The organism is Devosia sp. XK-2 (assembly GCF_037113415.1).
GTDB lineage: Bacteria > Pseudomonadota > Alphaproteobacteria > Rhizobiales > Devosiaceae > Devosia.
In genome coordinates this window covers 3,528,590-3,545,951 of the sequence record NZ_CP146608.1, presented here as the reverse complement: position 1 = coordinate 3,545,951, position 17,362 = coordinate 3,528,590, and the positions used below count along the sequence as shown (strand labels likewise).

Sequence of the window (17,362 nt, the reverse complement as noted above, 5' to 3'; positions counted from 1 at the left end):
GTTCCCTTTCCAAATAACGCATATGCGGTCTTGTCACCGCCGGGGGCAATTGGCGTTGCCACTTGGCTCGGAATATGGGGAGCCAATCCTTGATTGACAAGGATAATCGGACGCGTGCGACACTGGGACTGGCCCAATAAAGCGATTGTGTTAGGGTCGAGTGACGAATCGCGCGGACACTTGCCAGGGAGGCACATCATGCCCCGGCTCTTTACCGGCCTCGAAATCCCCGCCGAGGTGGGATTTGCCCTCTCGCTCAAGCGGGGCGGCCTTTCCGGCGCCCGCTGGATCGATCCGGACAATTATCACATCACCCTGCGCTTTATCGGCGATGTCGATGGCAATACGGCCGATGAGGTGGTCGATAGTCTCGACCGGCTGTCCAATTCGCTGCAATTCCCCATCCGGCTCACGCATCTGGGCACGTTTGGCGGCGACAAGCCGCGCGCGCTTTATGCAGGGGTGGAGCCATCGGAAGCGCTCAACCGGCTGCAGGCGGCCCATGAGCGGGTGTTGCAAAGGGCGGGCCTGCCGCCCGAGGGGCGCAAATTCGTGCCGCATGTATCGCTGGCGCGCTTGCGCGGCACCACGGCCGAGGATGTGGCGCGCTTTCTCGCAGAGGCGGCCCGATTCGAACCGCTCAGTTTCGTGCCGGCGCGGTTCGTGCTGTTTTCCAGCCGGGATTCGGTTGGGGGCGGTCCCTATCTTGTGGAACAAAGCTACCCGCTGGCGGCGTGAGGGACGGATCACGCTCTTGTTAGGATTGGCTTAACCCTAAGCGGGCAGACCGGGAGGCGCGGGGCAAATCGTGCCCCATTCCCGCCGCCTTTGGCTTTCATTTGAAGCAAATGCCGAACGGCGCGGCGGGGGCCGAGAGGTTTTTGACACCTTGGTAACCATGTTCGGGGCACATTGGGCGGACAGAACGCCCCCACGAACACCAGCAAAACAAGAGGAAGAATTGGCGATGACGACGAAAACCGGTGGCCTCATCCTTGGGCTCGCGGTGGCAACGGTCATGGCTCTGGCCCCGGCCGCTCAGGCCCAGCAGGCCACCGAGCTGGGCACGTTCAACGCCTGGTCCGCCTATACGGCGAGCGATCAGAGCGGTCAGCTCTGTTTTATCATTGGGGAGCCGCAGCGCAGCGAACCCACAGGCGTCAACCGCGACCCGGTCAAGTTCCTGATCGTGCACCGCAAGGGCATGGGCTCGAAAAACGAGGTCCAGACCCAGATCGGCTACCCCTATAATACCAGCGATGCCAAGGCCTCGGCCTCGGTCGATGGCAAGAGCTATGTCATGGCCGCCCGCGGTTCGACGGCCTGGCTGGCCTCGAGCAGCGATGAGCCCGGATTTGTCGCCGCCTTCAAGGCCGGCAATCAGCTTGTGGTGCGCGGCACCAGCCAGCGCGGCACCGATACGGTCGATACCTATTCCCTTTCCGGCGCCACCGCGGCGATGAATGCCATCGATGCGGCCTGCCAGTAAGGCATAGGAGCCAAAGACGGGCCGCTTTTCCCCACCCGGTCATGGTGCGGATCGGGGACTTGCCGAGACGCCCCCAAACACCCTAACTGGGCATCGGGCAAAAAGCCCCTTGCCCGGTTCTGCTAGAGCAAAATGCGTCCCGACGGAATCGGGACGTTTGCTCTATCTGTTTGTAGTCGCATCGTTTTTCGCGGAAAACCGGTACCCACTTTTTCGCGCGATGCTCTAATGGTAAAAGACCCGATGATCCGAATTTCCGCTCTCGCGCTTGCCCTTGTCACGACGCTGTCGGCCATTTTGCCGGCCGAGGCGCAGTCGGCGCGGGTTCTGGGCGATTTCCGAGACTGGTCGAGCTATGCGGCCGATGATGGCGGCGGCACGGTCTGCTTTGCCATGACCAGGCCCAAAAGCACCGAGCCGACCCCGAGCGGCTATGGCGAGGCCTATCTCTATATCACCAACCGCCCCGGCGAAGATGTGGTGAACGAGTTCAATGTGGTGGCCGGCTATACGTTCCAGACCGGTTCCACAGCCACGGCCAATGTCGGGGGCCAGAATTTCACGCTCTTTACCCAGAACGATGCGGCCTGGCTCGATGACAGCGCCCAGTCGGCCAATCTGGCCGCCGCCATCCGTGCCGGTTCGAGCATTTCCATCACCGGTACCGCTGCCGATGGCACGCAGGTCGTGCAATCCTATTCGCTGTCCGGTGCTACCGCCGCCCAACAGGCTATTGGCGCCGAGTGCTGATTTTTCAACACTCACGGTCCCGTCCTCGGGCCTGACCCGAGGACCTTTCAAGGTTCGCACCAGATCCGAGTGGCCCTCGGATCAAGTCCGAGGGCGGCCCGGGCTACTTTGATCGTTCTGCCCTCACCGCATCCCCGCCTCCCGCCAGCGTGACTTTGCGCTTTCCACCTGCCTGTGCTAAAGGCGCGCACTTCCCGCATCTGTTGAGCCCCCCGTGCCCGCCATGAGCCTTGCGCTGAACCTTGACCATTCGACCGCTATCCGCCCGGCGTCCACGGCGCGGCCGTCGCTGATCGGCTTGTCCAAGGCCGGCCTGGCGGAAACGCTGGTCAGCCATGAGGTTGTTTCGGAAAAGGAAGGGCGCATGCGCGCCTCCCAGCTCTGGAACTGGCTCTATGTCAACGGCGTCACCGATTTCGACCGCATGACCAATGTGGCCAAGCCGGTCCGCCAGAAGCTCAGTGAAACCTTCAATCTCGACCGGCCGGAAATCGTCACCGAGCAGGTTTCAGTCGACGGCACGCGCAAATGGCTCTTCCGCTTCCGCGATCCGGCCAATCCCCATATGCCGGCGGTCGAGGTCGAAACCGTCTATATCCCGGAAAGCGACCGCGGGACACTTTGCGTCTCTTCACAAGTCGGGTGCACGCTCACCTGTTCCTTTTGCCATACCGGCACGCAAAAGCTCGTCCGCAATCTCACCGCCGGCGAAATCCTGGGACAGATCCTGATGGCGCGCGAGCGTCTGGGTGATTTCCCTGGCGGTTCGCGCCCTGACGACGGAGGCCTGGTGCCGGGCGGCGAAACCCGCGCCATCACCAATATCGTGATGATGGGCATGGGCGAGCCGCTCTATAATTACGACAATGTCAAACAGGCTTTGCTCATCGCCTCGGCCGGCGATGGCATGTCCATTTCCAAGCGTCGCATTACGCTCTCCACTTCCGGTGTCGTGCCCTATATCGAGCCGACCGGGCGCGAGATCGATGTCATGCTGGCCATTTCGCTCCATGCCGTGCGCGACGATCTGCGCGATGTGCTGGTGCCGATCAACAAGAAATGGCCGCTCAAGGAGCTGCTCGAAGCCTGCAAGAATTATCCGGGCCTCTCCAACGCTCGCCGCATCACCTTCGAATATGTCATGCTCGATGGCATCAATGACTCTGATGCCGAAGCGCGCGAACTGGTGCGGCTCTTGGCCGGCATTCCCGCCAAGATCAACCTCATCCCGTTCAATCCCTGGCCGGGTTCGAACTATGGCACCTCGCCATCCTCGCGCATCGAGCGCTTTGCCGATATCGTCAACAAGGCCGGCTATGCCTCGCCCGTCCGCACCCCGCGCGGCCGCGACATCTTCGCCGCCTGCGGGCAGCTCAAGAGCGAGAGCGAACGGATGACCAAAAAAGACCGGGACGCGCTGCTGGCGCTCTGATGGTGGCGCTGGTCCCTGAGCTTTCGGTATCCGATATTGCCGCAAGTCGCCATTTTTATTGCGATCTGCTCGGTTTCTCGGTGCGCTACGCGCGGGAAGAAGAAGGCTTTGCCTATCTTTGTCTGGACGGCGCCGAGATCATGCTGGACCAGATCGGCATAGGCCGGGACTGGCGCACTGCCGAATTGGCGCGTCCGTTTGGCCGCGGGCTCAATCTGCAAATTGAGGTCGTGGCGCTGGAGCCGATCCTTGAACGCCTGGACGCTGCGGGTGTCCAGCTCTTCATGCCGGTTGAGACCAAATCCTATCGGGTCGATGAACGCGACGTCCTCCAGCGGCAATTCTGTGTGCAGGATCCGGATGGGTACCTGTTGCGGTTCTGCGAACGAACGCTCGAACCCTAGCGGATTGCTCGCTCCCCCTTCTCCCCTTGTGGGAGAAGGTGCCCGAAGGGCGGATGAGGGGGCAGGCCGGTGGGTATTACTCCCCCGCCACCCAATCGACGCTCCACTTGCCGCGCCCCTCGTCGCTGAGTAGTTCCGCCAGAAACGGCAGCAGTACGCGCATCTCCTGTTCCAGCACGAAAGGCGGGTTGATCACCACCATGCCAGTGCCGTGCAGGCGTGGTGGCGTCGAAGGCGCGCGGATGGTCAGTTCGAGCCTGAGGATTTTTGGGATGCCGGTCTTTTTGAGCGCTTTGACATAGGCATCGACCTCGCCCGGTTCCTTGATCGGATACCAATAGGCATAGGTGCCGCCCGGCCAGCGTTTATGGCCTTTTTCGAGGCTTTGCACCATGCGGGAAAACTCGCCCTTTTCCTCAAAGGGTGGGTCGACCAGCACCAGGCCGCGCTTTTCCTTGGGCGGCAAATGGGTGCCAAAAATGTCCCAAGCGTCGAGCTGGGTCACGCGGGTCTGAAAATCGCCGGCAAAGTTTTCTTTCAGCCGGTCAGCATCGATCGGATGGAGTTCGAAGGCCATCAGCCGGTCCTGCTCGCGCAGCATGTGTCGGGTGATGAAGGGCGAGCCGGGATAGTAACGCAGCGTTCCGTCCGGGTTCTGCGCCCGGACGGCGTCGAGATAGGGCGCCAGCAGTTGGGCCACGTCGGTGGGTGGTTTCACGTGAATCAGCCGGCCGATCCCGTCCTGCCATTCGCCGGTCTTTTCGGCCTGGTCGCCGAAAAGGTCATAAATGCCAAGGCCCGCATGGGTGTCGATCACCCGGAAGGCGGCGTCCTTCTTCATGAGATAGGCGAGGATGCGGGTCAGGATGACGTGCTTGACCACATCGGCGAAATTGCCGGCGTGAAAGGCGTGGCGATAGTTCATTGCGACCCTCCGGGGCAATTCGTGCCAGTGGCACGAATTGAGCAATGAACGCCCTGAGCCATGCGAGGGGCTTGATCCATAGTTATCAGTGCCGCGCCTGTGCCGTCAGGATGGTTGCCGCAAAGGCGGCAAAAATGGCGGCAAAGCTCCAGTTGAGCGCCTTTTCCACCCACTTGCTAGAGCGAAACAGGGCCGCCAGCCTCTCGGCCAGCAGCACTGTGACGATACCCAGCGGAATGGAAAGGGCCACAAATTCGAGGCCGAGAAAAATCAGCTTGCCGGTGGCGGCGGGGTCATGGGCGTCGACGAATTGGGGCAGGAAGGTCACGAAAAACAGAACGACCTTGGGATTGAGCAGGTTGATGCCAATCCCGGTCATAAAACTCTGACGCAGGGTCGGCGTCTTCCTGGCGGCTTCGGAAAGGCGCAAGCCGCCGCCATGCACGACCGCCTGATAGGCCAGCCACAAGAGGTAGATCGCGCCCGCGATCTTGAGCGCCAGGAACAGGGGCGGGGCGGCGATGATCAGAATGGAAATGCCGAAGGCCACCAGCATGGTATGGACCAATATGCCGGCCATGGCCCCGAACATGGCGGCCAGGCCATGCGCCCGTCCGTAATTGATGGCACGGCTCATCTGCAGGGCCATGTCCGGTCCCGGCGTGATGGCAAGAACCACTGTCGCCAGCGCGAAGGCGAGAAGGACGGGCAGATCGGGGACGAACACTGGCATAACTGGTCTCGGAATGGGTCGCCGGACCATCGCATTTTTCGGCGCGCCCGGGTAGGGCGTTCAGAACCTGTTCATTGACGGGGGCCTGGCCTCACACCGGGAGTTCGCGTCCGGCCTTGATCGTTTCCATGGGCACATCGGTCTTGACGCTTTGCACGCTCGGGATGCGCATTAGATAGTCCGATTGAAACCGCCAATAGGCGTGCAGGTCCGTGGTGACGATCCGCATGATGGCGTCGCATTCTCCGGTGGTGAGGTAACACTCTGCCACTTCGGGAAATTTTCGCACAGTCTCGGCAAACTGGTGGGTGGTTTCGGCGTCCTGGGTCTTGAACCAGATGCGCGCAAAAACCGTGAGCCCGAGCCCGAGCTTGGGCCCGTTGAGCACCGCAACATACTGGTCGATAACGCCTTTTTCCTCGAGCAACTTCACGCGCCGCAGGCAGGGGGAGGGCGACAGGCCCACGGCATTGGCCAATTCCACATTGGACATGCGGCCATTGCGCTGCAATGCTCGCAAAATCCGGCGGTCGATGGCGTCGAGCATTTCTGGCATTTTCCGCTTCACATTCTTCTGTGTTTGGCATGATATGCTACAAACTGCGCCAATATTGCGATGATCGCAAGTTCATTGCGCGATTGAGAGCTTATCCTGTCATCATCAGATCCTTTGGGAACACATCATGGCAAATGACATCAAGAAGGTCGTCCTGGCCTATTCGGGCGGGCTGGACACCTCCATCATCCTGAAATGGCTGCAGGAAACCTATAATTGCGAGGTGGTGACCTTCACCGCCGATCTGGGCCAGGGCGAAGAGCTGGAGCCGGCGCGCAAAAAGGCGGAAATGTTCGGCATCAAGGACATCCGCATCGAGGATCTGCGCGAGGAATTCGTTGCCGATTTCGTCTTCCCGATGTTCCGCGCCAACGCCATGTATGAAGGCCTTTATCTGCTCGGCACCTCGATTGCCCGGCCGCTGATTTCCAAGCGGCTGGTGGAAATTGCCCAGGAAACCGGGGCCGACGCCATTTCCCATGGCGCTACGGGCAAGGGCAATGACCAGGTCCGTTTCGAATTGACGGCCAATGCGCTCGATCCCTCCATCAAGGTCATCGCGCCCTGGCGCGAATGGGATTTGCGCAGCCGCACAAGGCTGCTCGAATATGCCGAAGCCAACCAGATCCCGATCGCCAAGGACAAGCGCGGCGAAGCACCGTTCTCGGTCGATGCCAATCTGTTGCACACCTCGTCCGAGGGCCGCGTGCTCGAAGATCCGGGCGTCGAGGCTCCCGACTATGTCTATCAGCGCACCGTCGATCCCGAACAGGCGCCCGACACGCCTGAATATGTCAAAATCGGCTTTGAAAAGGGCGATGCCGTCTCGGTCAATGGCGTCAAGCTGTCGCCGGCAAGCCTGCTCGAAAAGCTCAACGAGTTGGGCGGCAAGCATGGTGTGGGGCGGCTCGACCTGGTCGAGAACCGCTTTGTGGGCATGAAGTCGCGCGGGGTCTATGAAACGCCCGGCGGCACAGTGCTTTGGCATGCCCATCGCGGCATTGAATCGATCACGCTCGATCGCGGCGCGGCCCATCTCAAGGACGAGATCATGCCCAAATATGCCGAGCTGATCTATAATGGCTTCTGGTTCTCGCCCGAGCGCGAAATGCTGCAGGCGCTGATCGACAAGAGCCAGGAATTCGTCGCCGGCGAAGTTACGGTCAAGCTCTATAAGGGCTCGGCCAATGTGGTGGCGCGCACTTCGCCCTATAGCCTTTATTCGGAAGACCTCGTCACTTTCGAAGAAGGTGCGGTCGCCTATGACCACAAGGATGCCGAAGGCTTTATCCGCCTCAATGGATTGCGGTTGAAGACCTGGGCCGCGCGCAACAAGAAGGCGAAGGGCTGATCATCCTGACGAGGCGGGCTCGGGCCCGCCTCTTTTTCATGGAGGGGCAGCATGGCCGGGCGCATCGTCATTCTCAATGGGGCGCCCCGCTCGGGCAAGTCGACCTTGGCCCGCACCATTCAGGCCAATGTCCCCGGAACCTGGATCAATTGGGGCGTGGACAGGTTCAATGCCAGTCTGCCTGACGCCCTCCTGCTCGGCATTCCCGAGCCGGTGCGCCGCTGGCAGGTGGCGGTGCATGCCGAAACCGATTATGACCTGCGGCTCGATATGGGCATATTGTCGCCCGAGGCGGCCCTTTCACGAATTGTCCCGCGACTCGATTCGGACGTACCGGTTTAATCCCGCGTTAAGCCGGTCTCATTACCGTTCGCGCAGCGTCGTGAATTGGGCTTTTGGACGGGAGGTTCGATGCGCGCGGATGATGCGGACAATCTGGGGGAAGTGGCTGAAAAGCTGCTGCTTGATGCAGCGCTGGAAAGCATTCCCTATGGCTTTTGCGTCTGGTCGCCCCAGTTCCGCCTCGTCATGTGGAACAAGCATTATCGCGACTTTTACGGATTTTCTGAGGATGCCATCCATCGCGGGATGACGCTGGAAGATGTGGTGCATCTGTCCGCGCGGCTGGGCAACCATCCCGGTGAGGGCCCCGAAGCCTTTTACGAACATTATACCAGCCAATTGCTGGCCAATCGCGGCGGTGCGCGCCACAAGGCCCAGGAAGTGGTGCATGGCGGGCGCATTATCGAGACGGCCCATGTCTATTCCGAGCAATTGGGTTGGGTGGTCACGCATGAGGACGTGACCGACGAGATCGCCCGATCCGAAAGCCAGCAGAAGCGTAAGCTGGAGCTGGAGCGGCAGAACATCCGGCTGGACGCTGCCGTCAACAATATCTCGATCGGCCTTTGCATGATGGATGCGCGCGGGCGGTTGGTGATCTGCAACGAGCCCTATGCGCGCATTTACAATCTGCCCATCCAATTGCTCAAGCCCGGCACCCAGCTCGAAGACATCCTTGCCCATCTGTTCGATATCGGTATGTCGACCGGCGGCACCAAGGAAGACTATATCAATTGGCGCCGCGACGTGATCGCCCGACGCGAATATGGCAAGAATATCCATGAGTTGAGCAACCGCACCATTCTGATGCAGCACCATCCCATGAAGGATGGCGGCTGGGTCTCCACCCATGAGGACATTACCGAGCAGCGCCAGGCCGAAGCGCGCATTCAGCATCTGGCGCGGCATGATGCCCTAACCGACCTGCCCAACCGGATCGAGTTTCTCGAACAGATGGCGCGGGCCGAAGCCGCGCTCAAACGCGGGGAAAAGGCCGCGGTGCTCTATATTGACCTTGATCATTTCAAGGCCGTCAACGACACGCTTGGTCATGCGGTGGGCGATGAGGTGATCAAGCAGGCCGCAGTGCGTCTATGGGGTACGACGCGGGAAACCGATCTCCTGGCCCGGCTGGGCGGCGACGAATTTGCCCTGCTGCTGCGGCCCATCGACAGCATCGATCAGGCGGCCAAGGTGGCGGACCGTATCGTCAAGGCCATGCGGACGCCGATGAATATTGGCGGGCAGCAGATCGAGATCGGCGTCTCGGTAGGTATTGCGGTCGGTCCGGGCGATGGCATTACCACCGACCAATTGGTCAAGAATGCCGACCTTGCCCTCTACAAGGCCAAGTCCGAGGGACGATCCACCTATCATTTCTTCGAAACCGGCATGGATGCGGAATTGCAGCAGCGCCGCTCCATCGAGGCCGGCCTGCGATTGGCCATGCAGCGCGGGGAATTGCGGCTGATGTACCAGCCGCTGCTCGGGCTGGAGGAAAACTGCGTCACCTGTGTCGAGGCGCTGCTGCGCTGGGATCACGACGACCGCACGGTCTCGCCGGCCGAGTTCATTCCGGTGGCCGAAGAAACCGGGTTGATCGTGCCCATCGGGGAGTGGGTGCTGCACGAGGCCTGCAAGACGGCCGCCGCCTGGCCGGCGGATGTGCGGGTGGCGGTCAATCTTTCGCCCGTCCAGTTCCGACACAAGGATCTGGTGGGGCAGGTCCGGGCTGCTTTGACCGAGGCGCAATTGGAGCCCACCCGGTTGGAGCTCGAAATCACCGAAAGCCTGCTTCTGGCCGATAGCGAGAGCACGATTAGCGCGCTGCATGAATTGCGCAGCATGGGCGTGCGTATTTCCATGGACGATTTTGGCACCGGCTATTCCTCCCTGAGCTATCTGCGCTCTTTCCCCTTCGACAAGATCAAGATTGACCGCTCCTTCATGCGCGACCTGACCAGCCGCGTGGACAGTCAGGCCATTATCAGGGCGGTGATCGGATTGGGGCAATCGCTGGGCATGTCGACCACAGCCGAGGGCGTGGAGACCGAAGAACAGCTGGCCATGGTGCGTGAGCAGGGGGTTTCGGAGGTGCAGGGCTTCCTGTTCTCTCCACCGCTGCAGCCCAGCACTCTGGCCAATCTCTTGCATTCGGAAACAGCCAAGATCAACGTCCACCGCAAAGCATCCTGAAACCCGCTTGCCGGGCCTTGCCGCCACTGGCACTGTCCAGCCATGCGCATTGAGCTCCATGCCAGTCTGCTCGCCATAGCCCGTCGCGAAGCCGGTGCGGATCACGCCGAGGACCTTGTCCAGGAGGCCATGGTGGTGGCCGTGGAACAGGGCCGGATCGATCTTGCCGATGCCGGCACCGCACGCTGGCTTGGCGTGGTGGTGCGCAACAAGGCGCGCATGCATATGCGGGCCGCGCGGCGGCGCGCGCGTCGCGAAAGCCTTTGGCAAGCCGGGCAGAGCGCGGCACCGGTCGATGAGGTGCCCGTGGCCGAGATATTGGCGGGGTTACCCCCGGCGCTCCGAAGCCTCGCGGCGCTGGTTCTGACCGGACACAATAGGCGCGAGATCTCTTATCTGCTCAATCTGCCCGATACCGCCTTGCGGCAGCGTGTCTCTGCGCTCAAGCGCCATCTGGTGGCCAAGGGCCTGGCGGCGCCGCACGAATTGGCGGGGCTGCATCTGGACCTTGCCTATGGCCGCATTCGCGATGCTCTCCTGCCGGCCTTGATCCGCCATGGCGGCCGCTTTGCCAGCCATGACCCGGACGGACATTTATTTCTCCTGCGCCGCTCACAAAATCCAGACCGGCGGCAATAGGCTCATGTCGAAACCGGAAAGGACCTCGCCATGAAACTCAAGCCGAAAAATGTCAGCATCGTTTTCTATGTCAGCGATATTGCCCGCACCGAAGCCTTCTACGCCGAAACGTTGGGGCTCGCGCTTGAGCGCCAAGAGGGCGCCGAACCCTACTGGCTGCAGGCCCGTATCGAGAACGGCCCTGACCTCATTTTCTTTCAGATGGATGCAAGGCGGGGCGAAAGCCCGGCCATTGTCTTCGAACTCGAAGAGGGCGGGATTGACGATGTGGTGGCCGGCCTAGCCCTGCAGGGCGTCAATATCGTGACCCCGGTTTCCGAGGCGCCGGGCGGCTGGAGCGCCGATTTTCTGGATCCGGACGGCTTTGGTCTGGGGCTCTGGCAGTCCGGGGACTTGCCGCGATCGTTGAAGTAGTCAGCGCCGCTACGTGGCGGAGGCGGGGTGTTCGCAACCCCGCCTTGCGTCTCCTGCGCTTGTGGAAAACACCGTTCTCCTGTAAGGCAGCGCCAAATGCGCCCAAACCGGGTTTCCTCCGGACCGGGTGCCGTGTTTATTCCTGCATGGTTCAGTCGTTTGTCGCCGCCCTTATCGCGGCCCAAGGTATTGGGATCATGCCAAAGAGGCCTGACCCACATATGTCCCTGCGCAATATCGCCATCATCGCTCACGTTGACCATGGCAAGACCACGCTGATCGACGTGCTGCTCAAGCAGTCCGGTTCGTTCCGCGAGAATGAACGCGTCGAAGAACGCGCCATGGACAGCAATGATATCGAGCGCGAGCGCGGCATTACCATTCTGGCCAAAGTGACTTCGCTGATGTGGAAGGACACCCGCATCAATATCGTGGACACGCCCGGCCACGCCGACTTTGGCGGCGAAGTGGAGCGTATCCTGTCCATGGTCGATGGCGTGGTGATCCTGGTCGATGCGGCGGAAGGCCCCATGCCGCAGACCAAGTTCGTTCTCGGCAAGGCGCTGGCACAGGGCCTGAGGCCCATCGTTGCCATCAATAAGATCGACAAGTCCGACGAGCGGCATCTGGAAGTGCTCGATGAGGTCTTTGACCTGTTCGTCGCGCTCGATGCCACCTCCGAGCAGCTCGATTTTCCGGTGCTCTACGGCTCGGCCAAGCAGGGCTGGATGGCCGAAGACCCCGCCGGCCCCAAGGAAACCCTGGCGCCGCTGCTCGACAAGGTCGTGGAACATGTGCCCGAGCCGCAGGTGGAAGAGGGCGCTTTCCGCATGCTGGTTACCACCATCGAGCGCAATCCGTTCTTGGGCCGCATTCTGACCGGCCGCATTGCCTCTGGTTCGGTCAAGGCGGGCGACCCGATCCACACGCTCAATCGCGAGGGCAAGGAAGTGGAAAAGGGTCGTGTTTCCAAGGTTCTGGCTTTCCGCGGCCTTGAACGCGCGCCGATTGATATCGGCGAAGCGGGCGACATCGTCGCCATTGCAGGTCTGGAAACCTCGACCGTGGCCGACACTATCTGTTCGCCTGCGGTTTCCGAGCCGATTACCGCCAAGCCGATTGATCCGCCGACCCTCTCGGTGACTTTCCGCATCAATGACGGACCGTTGGCTGGCCGCGAGGGCGACAAGGTGCAGTCCCGCGTCATTCGCGAGCGGCTGATGCGCGAAGCCGAGGGCAATGTGGCCATCCGCGTCACGCCTGGCGACGACAATGACAGCTTTGACGTGGCCGGCCGTGGTGAATTGCAACTCGCCGTCCTGATTGAAAATATGCGCCGCGAAGGGTTCGAGCTGACCATTGGACGCCCCAAAGTGCTGTTCAAGGAAGAGAACGGCGTCCGCATGGAACCGGTCGAGGAAGTCATCATCGACGTGGATGACGAATTCACCGGCGCCGTGGTGCAGAAGCTCACCGAGCGCAAGGGCGAATTGACCGATATGCGTCCCTCCGGCGTTGGCCGTACCCGCATCAAGCTGCTGGTGCCCACCCGCGCGCTGATCGGCTACCAGCCCGAACTCCTTTCGGACACCCGCGGTACCGCCATCTTCAACCGCCTGTTCCACTCCTTTGTGCCCTATAAGGGCGACCTGCCGGGTCGTCGCACCGGTGTGCTGATCTCCAATGGCACGGGCCAGTCTGTGGCCTATGCCTTGTGGAACCTCGAAGATCGTGGCGCCATGCTGATCGATGCCGGCGTCGACATCTATGAAGGCATGATCATTGGCGAGCACAATCGAGAGAACGATCTCGAAGTGAACGCGCTCAAGGGCAAGCAGCTCACCAATATCCGCACCACCTCCAAGGACGAAGCGGTGCGCCTGACCACGCCGAAAAAGCTGACCCTGGAACAATCGCTGGGCTATATCGCCGAAGACGAATATGTCGAGGTGACGCCCAAATCGATCCGCCTGCGCAAGATCTGGCTCGATCCCAATGATCGCAAGCGCATGAGCCGCGCCGCCAAGTCGGCTTGACGTCAGTCGGCGTTTGCCGATACCCCCACCCTTGGTCCCTCCCCACAAGGGGAGGGAGACGATGGAACCGATAGGCCGATGCCTGCGCCTCCCTCCCCTTGATGGGGAGGGAATGAGGGTGGGGTGGAGCCGCGAGCGAGAAGGCGGTGGCCAAGCCATGACCGAATGGATCATCCAGATCATCACCGATCTCGGCTATGTCGGCATATTCCTGGTCATGCTGGCGGAATCGATCTTTCCGCCCATTCCGTCCGAACTCATCATTCCCTTTGCCGGCTTTGCCGCCGCCAATGGCGATCTCAACCTGGCGGGTGTCCTCGCCACCGCGACCTTGGGCGCGGTCGTTGGCATGTTGCCCTGGTATTTCGTCGGCCGCCTTTTTGGGCTCGCGCGCGTGCGCTGGCTGGCGGACCGCTATGGACGGCTCATGACCATGAATGCGGAAGAAATCGACGTCGCGGTGGCGTTTTTCCGCCGCTACGGGCCCATTATCGTGTTGTTTGGCCGATTGATGCCCATTATTCGCACGCTGATTTCCATCCCCGCGGGGCTCGCCGCCATGCCGCTGCCGCTGTTCCTCCTGGCGTCGACCGCCGGCGCGCTGGTCTGGAACACCTTCCTCACCCTGGCCGGCTATATCCTGCATGAGCATTATGAGCTGATCGAGGTGGTGCTCGATCCGCTCAGCTATGTGGTGCTGGCGGCGGTGGTGCTGATCTATCTGTTCCGGGTGATCACCTGGCGGCCGACAAGGGCGACGGATTAGGCTTTCGCATTCTGCATGCCTCTTGCAATTTGCGTCAGCCGTGATCGACGCAAAATGCGAATATTCACAATAGTTTAATCTTTGATCCCGGTTTTCCGGGCGCGGCAAACTGGCACGCTTTGTGCACTTGTGAGCGGGCCCGGCTAGAAGAGTTCTGCGTACCGGGCGGTCAGTCATTCGGGCCCTGCATCGCGTTTTTGGTGCAGGGCCCTTTCTGTCTTGCCCCATAGGCAAGTTTGCTCCAATGGACCAAATTAGGCGGGAAGGCCAAGAGAGCTATGCTCGATTGGCAGGCTCTTTTCCCCTTTGCCCCGCATGCACTTGCCCCAAGGGCGCACAGCCACTAGATAATTCTGACCCTTTGTTCCGGAGACGCAGATGCGCGCCGTTCTCGACATCATTCTGATCCTGCTCCAGCTCTATTGGTGGGTCCTGCTCATCATGATCATCATGAGCTGGTTGATCTCGTTCAATGTCATTAATACGCGCAATCAGTTCGTCGCCACGGTCTGGCAGGTGCTCAATCAGCTCACCGAACCGGTGCTCAGGCCCATTCGCCGCTTCATGCCCAATTTTTCCGGCCTCGATCTCAGCCCGCTGATTGCCTTCCTTCTGATCTTCTTCATCCAGTCGATCATCGGCTATTATCTCTACCCAGCGGTTCTCCGTGCCGGGATCTAGCCATTTTGGCCGATTGGCCCGGTTTCGCGCGGCCCACCGATAGTGGCCTCACGCTTTATCTCCGCGTCACGCCCAATGCCGGGCGCGACGCGATTGACGGCGCCGAAAGTCGCGATGATGGTTCGGTGGTGCTGCGCGTCCGCGTTACCGCAGTGCCCGACAAGGGCCGCGCCAATGCCGCGGTCATCGCGCTTTTGGCCAAGGCGCTCGGCGTCTCCAAATCCTCGATCAGCCTGGTCAGCGGGGAAACCAGCCGCTTCAAGACGCTTGCCATTGACCGCACTTCTCCTGACCTGCTGGCGCGTCTGACGGCGCTTGCCGGCTAGCCGGCGCGACAAAATAGCGCAATCACCATTGCTTAACCCATTATTCCCGCTAAGCTCCGGTTCCAGAGGGGGCCCGATGGAGGGCGGGGATTGGACCGGGCGTTAAAGACCCGGCCGGGACCGGCGCGGGCCCTCGGAGGAAATTTTTCGAGGGACTTCTTATGGATCTGGCACTTTGGCTGATCGTTGTGTGCGGTGGCCTCTCTATCGTCTATGGCGTGGTGACCACCCAGGGCCTGCTCAAGGCCGATGCGGGGTCGGCGCGCATGCAGGAAATCTCGGCCGCCGTGCGGGAGGGCGCATCGGCCTATCTCAAGCGGCAATATACCACCATCGCCATTGTGGGCGTGGTCATCCTCGTCGCCGCCTATTTTCTTCTGGGCATCTATGCAGCCATCGGCTTTCTCGTCGGCGCGGTGCTCTCGGGCGCAGCCGGTTTCATCGGCATGAATGTGTCGGTCCGCGCCAATGTGCGGGTAGCCCAGGCGGCAATCGGCTCGCTGGGCAAGGGGCTGGACCTGGCCTTCAAGTCGGGCGCGGTCACCGGCATGCTGGTGGCGGGGCTGGGCCTGCTCGGCGTCACGCTCTATTTCATCGTGTTGACCGGCATGGGGTTTGAACCCACCAGCCGCACCGTCATCGATTCCCTGGTTGCTCTGAGCTTCGGTGCCTCGCTGATTTCCATCTTCGCCCGTCTTGGCGGTGGCATCTTCACCAAGGGTGCCGATGTGGGCGGCGATATGGTGGGCAAGGTCGAGGCCGGCATTCCTGAGGACGATCCGCGCAATCCCGCAACAATCGCCGACAATGTGGGCGACAATGTCGGGGACTGTGCCGGCATGGCGGCGGATCTGTTTGAAACCTATGTGGTGACCATTGTCGCCACCATGGTGCTGGCCGCCATCATCCTACCCGATGCGTTCAAGCTCATCGGCATGGTGCTGCCGCTCGCCATTGGCGGGGCCTGTGTCGTCACCTCGATCATCGGCACCTATTTCGTCAAGCTCGGCTCGGACAACAACATTATGGGGGCGCTCTATAAGGGCGTCATCGCCACCGGTGTGCTCTCGCTCGTGGCGCTCCTGCCGGTGCTCTGGCTGATGTTCGGCGATATGAACGTCGCCATTGAAACCGCCTCGAAAACCTTCACCCCCTGGTCGCTGTTCTGGTGCGGCGTGGTGGGTCTGGTCATTACCGGGCTCATCATCGTCATCACCGAATATTACACCGGCACCAATCGGCGCCCGGTGAACTCGATTGCCGAAGCCTCGGTGACGGGTCACGGCACCAATGTCATCCAGGGCCTGGCCGTGTCGCTGGAATCGACGGCGCTTCCCGCCATCACCATCATTGCCGGCATTATCGTCACCTATTCGCTGGCCGGGCTCTTCGGCATTGCGGTGGCCGTTGCCACCATGCTGGCCCTGGCCGGTATCATCGTGGCGCTCGACGCCTTCGGTCCGGTCACGGATAATGCTGGCGGCATTGCCGAAATGGCAGGGCTTGATGACAGCGTCCGGCACAATACCGATGCGCTCGATGCGGTCGGCAATACAACCAAGGCCGTCACCAAGGGCTATGCCATTGGTTCGGCGGGCCTCGGGGCGCTGGTGCTGTTCGCGGCCTATACCGAGGATTTGAAGCACTATTTCACCGACCTCACCGTCAGCTTCGACCTCGCCAATCCTTACGTGGTGGTGGGCCTCCTCTTCGGTGGGCTGCTGCCATTCCTCTTTGGCGGCATGTCGATGACGGCCGTGGGCCGTGCCGCCCAGTCGGTGGTGGTGGAAGTCAGGCGTCAATTCAAGGAAAAGCCGGGCATTATGGCCGGCACCGACAAGCCCGATTATGGCCGCGCCGTCGATATGCTCACCAAGGCCGCGATCAAGGAAATGATCGTGCCGAGCCTGTTGCCGGTGCTCTCACCCATCGTGGTCTATCTCGTCATCCTCTGGATTGCCGGCCAGGCCAATGCCTTCTCCTCGCTTGGCGCCATGCTCATGGGCGTCATCGTCACCGGCCTTTTCGTCGCCATCTCGATGACGGCGGGCGGCGGCGCCTGGGACAATGCCAAAAAGAGCTTTGAGGACGGTTTTACCGATAGCCATGGCGTCACCCACCACAAGGGCAGCGACGCGCACAAGGCCTCGGTCACCGGCGACACCGTCGGCGACCCCTACAAGGACACGGCGGGTCCCGCCGTCAACCCGATGATCAAGATCACCAATATCGTGGCCCTGTTGCTGCTCGCGGTGCTGGCGCGCATGGGGATGTAAGGCATTTGCCTCAACTACGACGTGAAGAGGCCCGGGGCGAAACTCC

17 protein-coding genes and 1 pseudogene are annotated in these 17,362 nt (G+C 61.2%); 15 read left to right on the top strand and 3 right to left on the bottom strand.

The genetic code is table 11. The annotated features are described in order from the left end of the window. The first annotated feature begins 198 nt into the window (after positions 1 to 198). The 5 genes from thpR (at position 199) to V8Z65_RS17405 (ending at position 4,075) form a co-directional block, all read left to right on the top strand. Positions 199 to 738 (top strand): RNA 2',3'-cyclic phosphodiesterase, encoded by a 540-nt coding sequence (gene thpR / locus V8Z65_RS17425; RefSeq protein WP_338721416.1) that lies wholly within the window; start codon positions 199 to 201, stop codon positions 736 to 738. A 229-nt stretch (positions 739 to 967) separates the two neighbouring features. Continuing rightward, on the top strand, positions 968 to 1,489 hold the full coding sequence (locus V8Z65_RS17420) for an invasion associated locus B family protein (protein ID WP_338721415.1): 522 nt from the start codon (positions 968 to 970) through the stop codon (positions 1,487 to 1,489). 243 nt (positions 1,490 to 1,732) lie between these two features. Beyond that, entirely contained in the window at positions 1,733 to 2,239 is a 507-nt protein-coding gene (locus tag V8Z65_RS17415; RefSeq protein WP_338721414.1) for an invasion associated locus B family protein, read from the top strand. Between the two features lie 223 nt (positions 2,240 to 2,462). Then, positions 2,463 to 3,671 carry a 23S rRNA (adenine(2503)-C(2))-methyltransferase RlmN gene (rlmN, locus tag V8Z65_RS17410; RefSeq protein ID WP_338724065.1) on the top strand — a complete coding sequence of 403 codons (1,209 nt, stop codon included), beginning with the start codon at positions 2,463 to 2,465 and terminating at the stop codon, positions 3,669 to 3,671. Then, positions 3,671 to 4,075, top strand: a complete 405-nt coding sequence (locus V8Z65_RS17405) for a VOC family protein (RefSeq protein WP_338721413.1) — start codon at positions 3,671 to 3,673, stop codon at positions 4,073 to 4,075. Before rlmN ends, V8Z65_RS17405 begins: the two co-directional genes overlap by 1 nt. 76 nt (positions 4,076 to 4,151) lie before the next feature. Here V8Z65_RS17405 and V8Z65_RS17400 read toward each other — a convergent pair whose 3' ends face one another. The 3 genes from V8Z65_RS17400 to V8Z65_RS17390 form a co-directional block, all read right to left on the bottom strand. Next, a complete protein-coding gene (locus V8Z65_RS17400; protein ID WP_338721412.1) occupies positions 4,152 to 5,000 on the bottom strand; it encodes a 23S rRNA (adenine(2030)-N(6))-methyltransferase RlmJ in 849 nt (282 codons plus the stop codon). An 85-nt stretch (positions 5,001 to 5,085) separates the two neighbouring features. Beyond that, on the bottom strand, positions 5,086 to 5,733 hold the full coding sequence (locus tag V8Z65_RS17395) for a LysE family translocator (protein WP_338721411.1): 648 nt from the start codon (positions 5,731 to 5,733) through the stop codon (positions 5,086 to 5,088). Between the two features lie 91 nt (positions 5,734 to 5,824). Further along, complete coding sequence (locus V8Z65_RS17390) at positions 5,825 to 6,289, bottom strand: Lrp/AsnC family transcriptional regulator (protein ID WP_338721410.1); 465 nt, start codon at positions 6,287 to 6,289, stop codon at positions 5,825 to 5,827. Between the two features lie 127 nt (positions 6,290 to 6,416). Between V8Z65_RS17390 and V8Z65_RS17385 the strand changes: the two genes are divergently transcribed. The 10 genes and pseudogenes from V8Z65_RS17385 to V8Z65_RS17340 all read left to right on the top strand — a co-directional run bounded on the left by V8Z65_RS17385 (position 6,417) and on the right by V8Z65_RS17340 (position 17,316). Further along, positions 6,417 to 7,640: an argininosuccinate synthase gene (locus tag V8Z65_RS17385; protein WP_338721409.1), complete on the top strand. Its 1,224-nt coding sequence runs from the start codon at positions 6,417 to 6,419 to the stop codon at positions 7,638 to 7,640. A gap of 51 nt (positions 7,641 to 7,691) precedes the next feature. Further along, positions 7,692 to 7,814, top strand: a pseudogene (locus V8Z65_RS17380) (chloramphenicol phosphotransferase); the annotation flags it as partial. Between the two features lie 237 nt (positions 7,815 to 8,051). Then, positions 8,052 to 10,178 (top strand): EAL domain-containing protein, encoded by a 2,127-nt coding sequence (locus V8Z65_RS17375; protein ID WP_338721408.1) that lies wholly within the window; start codon positions 8,052 to 8,054, stop codon positions 10,176 to 10,178. A 42-nt stretch (positions 10,179 to 10,220) separates the two neighbouring features. Further along, positions 10,221 to 10,817 carry a transcriptional regulator gene (locus V8Z65_RS17370; protein ID WP_338721407.1) on the top strand — a complete coding sequence of 199 codons (597 nt, stop codon included), beginning with the start codon at positions 10,221 to 10,223 and terminating at the stop codon, positions 10,815 to 10,817. Positions 10,818 to 10,847: 30 nt separating this feature from the next. Continuing rightward, on the top strand, positions 10,848 to 11,231 hold the full coding sequence (locus V8Z65_RS17365; protein ID WP_338721406.1) for a VOC family protein: 384 nt from the start codon (positions 10,848 to 10,850) through the stop codon (positions 11,229 to 11,231). Positions 11,232 to 11,452: 221 nt separating this feature from the next. Further along, positions 11,453 to 13,267, top strand: a complete 1,815-nt coding sequence (gene typA / locus V8Z65_RS17360) for a translational GTPase TypA (protein WP_338724063.1) — start codon at positions 11,453 to 11,455, stop codon at positions 13,265 to 13,267. A gap of 157 nt (positions 13,268 to 13,424) precedes the next feature. Beyond that, positions 13,425 to 14,033, top strand: coding sequence for a DedA family protein (locus V8Z65_RS17355; RefSeq protein WP_338721404.1), 609 nt, complete (start codon positions 13,425 to 13,427; stop codon positions 14,031 to 14,033). A gap of 378 nt (positions 14,034 to 14,411) precedes the next feature. Then, positions 14,412 to 14,714 carry a YggT family protein gene (locus tag V8Z65_RS17350; RefSeq protein WP_338721403.1) on the top strand — a complete coding sequence of 101 codons (303 nt, stop codon included), beginning with the start codon at positions 14,412 to 14,414 and terminating at the stop codon, positions 14,712 to 14,714. Positions 14,715 to 14,719: 5 nt separating this feature from the next. After that, on the top strand, positions 14,720 to 15,040 hold the full coding sequence (locus tag V8Z65_RS17345) for a DUF167 family protein (protein ID WP_338721402.1): 321 nt from the start codon (positions 14,720 to 14,722) through the stop codon (positions 15,038 to 15,040). A gap of 161 nt (positions 15,041 to 15,201) precedes the next feature. Further along, positions 15,202 to 17,316, top strand: a complete 2,115-nt coding sequence (locus tag V8Z65_RS17340; RefSeq protein ID WP_338721401.1) for a sodium-translocating pyrophosphatase — start codon at positions 15,202 to 15,204, stop codon at positions 17,314 to 17,316. The last annotated feature ends 46 nt before the right edge of the window (positions 17,317 to 17,362 follow it).